Annotated in this window: 9 protein-coding genes and 3 pseudogenes; 5 read left to right on the top strand and 7 right to left on the bottom strand. The window is 59.1% G+C overall.

What is annotated here, in order from left to right; translation table 11 throughout:
- Positions 1 to 209, bottom strand: a 209-nt coding sequence (locus tag FV227_RS29555) for a hypothetical protein (RefSeq protein ID WP_210246747.1), incomplete at its 3' end; no start/stop codon positions are given.
- A gap of 195 nt (positions 210 to 404) precedes the next feature.
- Positions 405 to 512: pseudogene (locus tag FV227_RS30190) on the bottom strand (IS5/IS1182 family transposase); the annotation flags it as partial.
- A gap of 314 nt (positions 513 to 826) precedes the next feature.
- Here FV227_RS30190 and FV227_RS30185 point away from each other — a divergent pair.
- Positions 827 to 998: pseudogene (locus FV227_RS30185) on the top strand (IS3 family transposase); the annotation flags it as partial.
- Positions 999 to 1,089: 91 nt separating this feature from the next.
- Here FV227_RS30185 and FV227_RS30180 read toward each other — a convergent pair.
- From FV227_RS30180 to FV227_RS29395, 4 genes and pseudogenes are all read right to left on the bottom strand, one after another.
- The gene (locus FV227_RS30180; protein ID WP_246686689.1) at positions 1,090 to 1,269 is read right to left on the bottom strand and encodes a transposase; all 180 of its coding nucleotides are present in this window, start codon (positions 1,267 to 1,269) and stop codon (positions 1,090 to 1,092) included.
- Between the two features lie 247 nt (positions 1,270 to 1,516).
- Positions 1,517 to 1,839, bottom strand: a pseudogene (locus FV227_RS30175) (UDP-glucose 4-epimerase GalE); the annotation flags it as partial.
- On the bottom strand, positions 1,758 to 2,129 hold the full coding sequence (locus FV227_RS29400; RefSeq protein ID WP_187274978.1) for a hypothetical protein: 372 nt from the start codon (positions 2,127 to 2,129) through the stop codon (positions 1,758 to 1,760). The gene FV227_RS29400 and the pseudogene FV227_RS30175, both read right to left, overlap by 82 nt.
- A 329-nt stretch (positions 2,130 to 2,458) precedes the next feature.
- Positions 2,459 to 2,611 (bottom strand): hypothetical protein, encoded by a 153-nt coding sequence (locus tag FV227_RS29395; protein WP_187274977.1) that lies wholly within the window; start codon positions 2,609 to 2,611, stop codon positions 2,459 to 2,461.
- 254 nt (positions 2,612 to 2,865) lie between these two features.
- On the opposite strand from FV227_RS29395, the gene FV227_RS27255 reads away from it, so the two are divergent.
- The 4 genes from FV227_RS27255 to FV227_RS27240 all read left to right on the top strand — a co-directional run bounded on the left by FV227_RS27255 (position 2,866) and on the right by FV227_RS27240 (position 4,472).
- Positions 2,866 to 3,582 (top strand): sugar transferase, encoded by a 717-nt coding sequence (locus tag FV227_RS27255; RefSeq protein ID WP_147725761.1) that lies wholly within the window; start codon positions 2,866 to 2,868, stop codon positions 3,580 to 3,582.
- A gap of 88 nt (positions 3,583 to 3,670) precedes the next feature.
- Positions 3,671 to 3,901 carry a hypothetical protein gene (locus FV227_RS27250; RefSeq protein WP_147860347.1) on the top strand — a complete coding sequence of 77 codons (231 nt, stop codon included), beginning with the start codon at positions 3,671 to 3,673 and terminating at the stop codon, positions 3,899 to 3,901.
- 135 nt (positions 3,902 to 4,036) lie between these two features.
- Positions 4,037 to 4,243: a hypothetical protein gene (locus FV227_RS27245; protein WP_147726725.1), complete on the top strand. Its 207-nt coding sequence runs from the start codon at positions 4,037 to 4,039 to the stop codon at positions 4,241 to 4,243.
- A gap of 37 nt (positions 4,244 to 4,280) precedes the next feature.
- Entirely contained in the window at positions 4,281 to 4,472 is a 192-nt protein-coding gene (locus FV227_RS27240) for a hypothetical protein (RefSeq protein WP_147860346.1), read from the top strand.
- A 758-nt stretch (positions 4,473 to 5,230) separates the two neighbouring features.
- Here the strand turns inward: FV227_RS27240 and FV227_RS27235 are convergent.
- Positions 5,231 to 5,842 carry a hypothetical protein gene (locus FV227_RS27235; protein ID WP_147860345.1) on the bottom strand — a complete coding sequence of 204 codons (612 nt, stop codon included), beginning with the start codon at positions 5,840 to 5,842 and terminating at the stop codon, positions 5,231 to 5,233.
- Between the last annotated feature and the right edge of the window lie 611 nt (positions 5,843 to 6,453).

The raw sequence follows: 6,453 nt of genomic DNA, 5'->3' as shown, positions 1-6,453 counted from the left end.
ACGCTATACCACCGCTTAATTCGGAGTATTCGCCACGGAATAAGATTTCGAATAATAAAATCTATAACTGCTGCAATAAACATTGGTTTACAGAAGCGTATGAATAATTCTGACGAGTTTTCCGCCAGCATTGTATGATCAAAATCTACGAAAACTAATTCGCCGGAGTTTTCTTCAATGGCAATTGCATCTAAAGGTGTGACGATCACATTCTTAACCCTTGAATAAGTTGTTCCACAGATCGGACCAAATTTATTTTTAACCCGAACACATATTTGATTGCAGGGCGACCATAACTGGTTGACCTGTCGTTTTTCAACGGTCTGGGCTCCAAGTTAGTGCATCTTTGGCCTTATGACGATGGCTGAACGAGTTATGCACCCCATTTAAGTTAAGTTGCGGGCCTATAAAGTTCGGCTCCAGCTCCGCAGGGTAGCGATTTTGACGCAGGCGAGGTAGTTATCGGGATCCTTGTCATAGCGCGTGGCGATGGCGCGGATGTAACCGATTTTTCCGACGGAGCGCTTGGACATCTCGAAGAATTGCGTAATTGCGGGGTTTATCCGTCAATTTGACGCTAGTCGCAGCTTTGGCGTGATTGAACTGGCGGTCTGGTAATTTGGCGGTGGTCGTGAACGGGCTCAGGGGCGATCCTGAGCGTCCCTCAGGCCGCCACCGGTCAAATTTTGAACCAGAGGAAGCGCTTGAGGTTGTAGGCGAGGTTGGCGAGCCCAATCTTGGTTTGGGCTCGAGCCAGACCGATGGTGCACAAGAACTGAACCGCACCGGGTTTCCCGGAGGCTCCAACTTTTAAGAGGGTGGAGCGATGACGAAGCGAACCCCACCGTATTCCCCTAAAGGTCCGTGCCCTTGCGGTGCGGATGGTGCTGGACCACCAAAGCGAGCATGCCTTGCAATCGGCGGCGATTGCCTCGATTGCAGCCAAGATCGGCTGCTCGGGCGAGACGTTCTGGAACTGGATCCGGGAGTCTGAGCGCGGCCTTTGATCTTGTTGCCAGCGTCGTAGGCGCACGGCCCACCGCTCTCGGTGGTCTTGACGCTCTGACTATCGAGCACCGCAGCCGTGGGTTAAGCTTCTCGTCCGACACGCTCGCGGTCCGCCATGACGAGGTCGTGGTTGATGCGAGCAAACAATCCCTCGTCGCGCCATCGGCTGAAGTAGCCGAACGTGGTCGAACGCAGCGGCAGGTCCTTCGGGATCAGCCGCCACGCGATGCCGCCGCGCAACACGTTGAAGATGGCGTTCATGACCTCCCGCTCGTCCAGACTGGCGGGCGGCCACATGGCGCCGGCTCTGGCATCAGAGGTGCGATCGCCGCACACTCGACATCTGTCCGGTCGGTTTAGTAGCGCAGGTTGGCGCTGCTGTGCTGCCGGCGAATGGTCGGAGTCCACATGGCACTTCCAGGTCAGGCTTCAGCACCTTTCTGGAATTACCGCCATCCCGGCCACTCAACCCTGCCTCAGCCCCTTATCGGACGGGCTCTTAGCCGGATCAACACTGGTTGCGATTGGACAAAGCGTCTTCCCGGTCGAGCGCCTGGCGCACGATCGCGTCGAGGTCGTCGTGCTTCGGGCGCCAGCCGAGCTGCTCGCGGATCCGCGACGCCTCGGCGACGATCCGCGCCGGATCGCCGGGGCGGCGGGGCGCACTGGGAAGTCGCGACCGGAGACGCGCTTCACCGTGTCGATCACCTCGAGCACCGAATAGCCGGTGCCGTAGCCGCAATTCAGCGTCAGGCTCTCGCCGCCGGCGCGCAGGTGGTCGAGGGCGACCCGGTGCGACTCGGCGAGGTCGGAGACCTGGATGTAGTCGCGGGTCCCTGCTGTCCGCAATTGCTGACAACGGCCTCGTAGGCTTTGCCGTCAATCAGGGCGCTCACGATGCAGCGCGCCGGGTGGTAGATCAGCTCGTACTGGAACTCCCCCGCCTCGTCCGACTCGGTCTGGAACTGGCCGTCGAGTACCACCTGCTGGTGGGGACGCTCGGTGGTTCCGACGACGTAGAGCCTGCCCGTGGGGATGGCAGCGATGGTGATGTCGGACGCGCCGAAGGAAGTTTGGCACAAGCTGAGCAGAAGGGCCTCTGCCGCGATCGCGATCGACATAGCGTGGATCATCCAAACGACCTTACAAGTATGCCCTCTTCCATCACCGAGGTGCTTGCGGGGTCGGCATTCACATAGACCGCACCCGTTAGCTTTACAAATTTCAGGCCCACGGATCATCATTTTGAGAGATCTCGCAAGCGGTTTAGTTCAAGCTGTTTTTTCAAGGATAGACGCCTCTGAGCGGAACGGTTCTGGCTCTCGGGCAATCCAAGGCCTTTTTTCACGTCAGCGCTCAACGTCGAGGGAGGAGGTTTTTGTTCCAACCTGCAGCTTGGCGTGGCCGCTGAGACGGATTGGCTTCGGGATAACCGAGCGTGTCGGTAGTTTTAGCGGCGAAGCTTGAACGCGGCAGCGAGCATGACCCCGAGGGCAGCACCAAGCTGTGCGCCGAGCACTGCGCCGATCCAGCCCCAACTCGCGCCGATCCAAAGCCCAAGCGCGGCCATAACTATCGCACCGCACAAGAGAACGATCAGCACGGGTTTATCTCCAACTCACTTTGTTCTATGGAACTATACTTCTAAATCTTCGATAGAATGATCGTATGCCTCTCAATTCCATTGTGGCAGCAATGTGATACTATAGTCGTTTCGCCAACTACACATTTGATAAATTGCAATCACGCTATTTTGCCTCCCAAGGCCACGCTTGTGTAGTGAGAACGATGGCGGTATGGAGTTTGCACTAACGCTTTTTAACCATCCAAAGCCCCTTATCTCCGAGGAGAGCGACCATGCTGCGTGAGGCCGGCCATCCGACCCCCCTGCCGGCCCTTGCACCGCAGCATCTGAGCGAGAGCGTCAGCCAGGCGGTGCTTCCGCTCGGGCAGGCACGGCGCCTGGAGCGCCTCGGCAAGCGCAGCCTCGACATCAGTGTGGCCGGCACCGCGCTGTTCCTCCTGCTGCCGCTGCTCCTGCTCCTCGGCTTGCTCGTCTGGGCCGGCGACGGCAAGGCCCCGATCTTCCGGCACATGCGGATTGGGCGGAAAGGCCGGCGTTTCGGCTGCCTGAAGTTCCGCTCGATGGTTCCCGATGGTGATGCGGTCCTGCGCGCTCACCTGGCGGCCAACCCAGCCGCTCAAGCCGAATGGGACGAGACCCACAAGCTCACCAACGATCCGCGGGTCACCCCGTTGGGCCTGGTGCTGCGCAAAACCAGCCTCGACGAGCTGCCCCAGCTCGTGAACGTGCTGTTGGGCGAGATGAGCCTCGTCGGACCCCGTCCGATCGTCCAGGCCGAGGTCGAGCGCTACGGCTCTGCCTTTGCCACCTGCTTCTCGGTCACGCCCGGGGTCACCGGCCTGTGGCAGGTGTCGGGGCGCAGTGACTGCTCGTATGCCGAGCGGGTGGCGCTGGATCTCGACTACGCCACGCATTGGGGGCTCGGACGCGACATCGCCATCATGCTGCGCACTATCCCGGCCGTCCTGGCGCAACGCGGCAGCCGCTGATCTCCCTTGTTCGTGGCGGCATGGCTGCTGCGATCGCGTGCAGGGTAGACGCCGGCCTTGGCTGTGATCGGCCGGCGGAGACAGCGCGATGAAGGCCCTGCTGCTCAATACCTTGCTCGGCCTCGGCCTGGGTCGGTTTGGCTCGATCTGGGTCGCCGTGGTGTTTGTACCGATCGTCGCCCTCGAGGTGACCTACGGTGTGTACGCCTTCCACCTGAGTGCCGGTGCGTGCCTGCGGCGAGGCGTGACGCTTCTGCTCTGCGCCCAGCTCGCCTTTCTGCTCGGTGCGCTCATGCGTCCGATGCGCAACGAAACCTGATCCGCCCGCAGGCCTTTGTGCACGACCCGCGCGGCAGCGGCCCCCGTGCTGTGCAAGGCGGGTGACAGGCGGGTTGGTAAATGGTTTGCTAAAGCCATCGTGGCGCGGGCGGTTTGCGTCACTGAGGGATCAGCTTTGGACGAGAACGACCCGCTCTGGTACGACCGAGCCGAGCCCGATGAGCCCCCTGGCCTGTGGCTGCACGCCTTGGCTGGCGTGTTCTGGGTGTTGGCAAGCAGCATCAACGTCGCAAAGTCCGTCTACCGGATGCCGGACCGGGTCTGGCAGAGGGGGACGGGCTGGATTGCGCGACGCATGGCAACCGGCATTCGCCGCCTTTGACCCGCACCTGCCGCGCTGAGGATCCCTCAGGGACAGCGTGCTGGACGTTTATGTCTTTGTCGGAGGACGGGTGAGAACGCTGTTGCGCCTTCTCAAGGGCTGGTTCGTCGTCTCATTGCCGCTGGGCTTGTTTCTCGGTCGCTTCATCGCGGCAGGGCAGCGCCGGCAGACGCTCAGACCTCAGAACGAAGATCGCGTGCCGCGGCGGTCAAAGCCGACAAAGCCCTGATCAACATCAGTTGCAAAGTTTGGGCTGATACCGGCAACGCCCGCAGCATGGGTCGTGTAAACGATACGCGACGATCGCAGGATTGGCGGAACCCTTTCGGAGCGCGGATTGCTACTCAGTCTAAAACAAAGGGCTGAGCCGTGGATTTGCCGCAAAACGAGACAGCTGGTCGGACGCCGTCTGTTCAGAAGGTCGGTCTAGGCCGACGCTTGTTTGATCGGTTCGGCTCGATCCTGATCCTGGCGATGGTGTTGGTGGTCGTCATCGGCTGGATCGGCGCGATCGGCTGGGGCCTGATCTGGCTGCTGGGTTGGTACGGCGCTTGAAGGGCGGTTAGGCCACGTTCGCGGCGGGCTCGTCCTGCATCACCGGCGCGTCCTGGCACAGGCGCATGAACTCGACGAAGCCGATGGCATAGGCGGCAAGGCAGACGGCAGCCCAGTGCATGATCACGACCCTCCCAGGTCCCCAGGCCACCTTATCTGCAGGCGGTTAAGGGTTTCTCAACGCGAGATCACGCTGAGTGTTTCCTGCATGATAATGGCATTTTCCATTGCCGGCTGGGAAAAATTAAAACCCTTCTGGCGTGGATTTGGCGGTGAAAGTTCCCCGTCTGTTACGAAAGCTGAGGGCCTATGGCTATGGCTTGTGCCTGTCACGCGCGTTGACGCCGTTGTGCATGTGACCAGCGCTCGGCTGCGTCGGCTTGGGATCGTGGAACGGGCTGCTGCGCTGCGATGAGACCGGAAGCGCGTTGTTCAGGGATAGCCCGTCCCCTGGCGGGGCTCTGATCCCACAACAGACGTGCTGCCAGCGGGCGCGGCGGTTTGTGGGGCGGTGTCTGGCCCTTTGGGCGATAGGCTTCGAGCTCTAACCGCAAGCTGTGGATTGGCTAGGTTTGGCGCTGGCGCCGGCGCGACGCTACTCTGAGGCGAAGTGATCGCGCGTTGATCGGTCGGCGGTGCAGCAATCGCACCGTTCTCCAAAGCGCTGGCCGCAGCCGGAATGCGATCCAGAACGTAATATTTCTTGATCGTCGGGTTTTCGCGGATGTACTGCAAGAACTCGTTTGCCGCACGGAGCTTGTTGTCCTTCGATCCAGCGTCCAAGTTCCTTAGCCTCTCGGCTTCGGTCTCTCGAAGCTCAGCTTCCTTGGCTTGATGGCGTAATTCGAGCGATGCGAATGCGAGGCCTGTTGCGGCACGCTGGAAAAATGCGCTCGTCTTGAACGTTGGATGAGAAAATATCAGATAAAATAAATTTGATCCTAAATACAGGAATATAATTAAGCTAACGATATCGGTCAATCGTCCACTGACGGTCCAATATAACAACATCGTCAAAAGTAAAACTGCGGTGATTGCGATCAAGACATATCTGAAGGGAAACATTATTTGGCTCATAGGTCATTTTGATTCGACTTATAGTGAGACAATTTTACAATGCAAGCGAGTAAAAATTTCTTGTAGAATAAAATTGCCCGTGCATTATCTTTTGTATTCGTTTCGAATATTTTAGAATAAACATTGCACTCTGATGGCTGCGTACGAACTGAGATACGGATCTCGTTGTATTCGATCATACCATGCAATGCGTCGAGCTGTCTTATGTGGCCACGAGGCTCGCCGTATAAGATCAAGAGCGAGGTAGCGTTCGGATAGCTTTTGATCGAGTAGCCTCAGGACCTCTCAACTGCGGCTGCCCCCCTCTGACGTGCTCCCTACGAGGTGTCGCTTTAATATCGCATCGCTTGGGATTCAGAGGGTTGGCTGGCTCTGGCAGCGGTTGGAAAGGGTGGAGTGCGATAAGGTCCCCCCAGGGCGGGCTTGGCTGGAAGGTGCACAACGCGCGCCATCTCCGTCTCTTGCGTGAGGCGGGGATCCAGTCATCGAGACACCGCAAGGGCTGATCGACGTGACAGAAGACAAACCTGCCGCCTGCCGCAGATACCGGATCGCCGGCCTTGCCGTCGCCGCCGGCT

The sequence above is a fragment of the Methylobacterium sp. WL119 genome (assembly GCF_008039875.1).
Lineage (GTDB): Bacteria > Pseudomonadota > Alphaproteobacteria > Rhizobiales > Beijerinckiaceae > Methylobacterium.
This window is presented reverse-complemented; position numbering and strand designations above follow the sequence as displayed.

Coding starts and splice junctions, on each gene's coding strand:
- FV227_RS27250 (WP_147860347.1), top strand. CDS start 3,671: ATGAAGGCCCTGCTGCTCAATACCTTGCTCGGCCTCGGCCTGGGTCGG.
- FV227_RS29400 (WP_187274978.1), bottom strand. CDS start 2,129: ATGTCGATCGCGATCGCGGCAGAGGCCCTTCTGCTCAGCTTGTGCCAA.
- FV227_RS27255 (WP_147725761.1), top strand. CDS start 2,866: ATGCTGCGTGAGGCCGGCCATCCGACCCCCCTGCCGGCCCTTGCACCG.
- FV227_RS30180 (WP_246686689.1), bottom strand. CDS start 1,269: ATGAACGCCATCTTCAACGTGTTGCGCGGCGGCATCGCGTGGCGGCTG.